General features: G+C 48.3%; 1 protein-coding gene. It reads right to left on the bottom strand.

The window, feature by feature from the left end; all coding sequences use genetic code 11:
* Positions 1-533: hypothetical protein (locus tag KP705_RS16730; RefSeq protein WP_215765070.1), on the bottom strand; the 533-nt coding region annotated here is incomplete at both ends.

Genomic DNA, 533 nt, shown 5'->3' with positions numbered 1-533 from the left:
CTCACCGCAGGTGATAACCATGTACCGCAGATACTTCCCCTTATTCGGGAGAATGTTATCAATCCAATAGGTCAGCTCATTCCTCAACTGGCGACGCTCAGCAACAGCAACAGCAGGAATGAACATGATATGCCTAAACTGTTCATCCATCTGCTTAGCTAATCCAGACAGCAAACCCACCTTGAAAAAGGTGCCATCCTGCTTCTTACGCCTAGACGGAATCCCCAGACCTTCAAGCCTGTCAGCAATGCGATCAGATTGAAGCCTTATGGCCTCATCCCTGCCAATGCGTTCAAGATGTTTAAACACATCAACCTTGTTCCCACTGTTGCGACGAAGAAGCTCATAAAAACCTATCCGAGAAGATGACTCACACCCATTCTCAGACGGTCCTGCATCAAAAATCTCTCCGCGTGATTCCTTCGCTTCCTTAACCTCTGGAACGTATTCTAAACCACCAGCAGGAAGCCTGAAGCGTCGCCTGTCTTCCTGTTCCGAACGACMCGCAAAACGCAGATTCTCATCAGCAGAAA

This window comes from Gluconobacter sp. P1D12_c, from assembly GCF_018812105.1.
GTDB classification, from domain to species: domain Bacteria; phylum Pseudomonadota; class Alphaproteobacteria; order Acetobacterales; family Acetobacteraceae; genus Gluconobacter; species Gluconobacter oxydans_A.
Note: the sequence above shows the minus strand (reverse complement) of the source record. Positions and strands in the feature narration are given on the sequence as shown.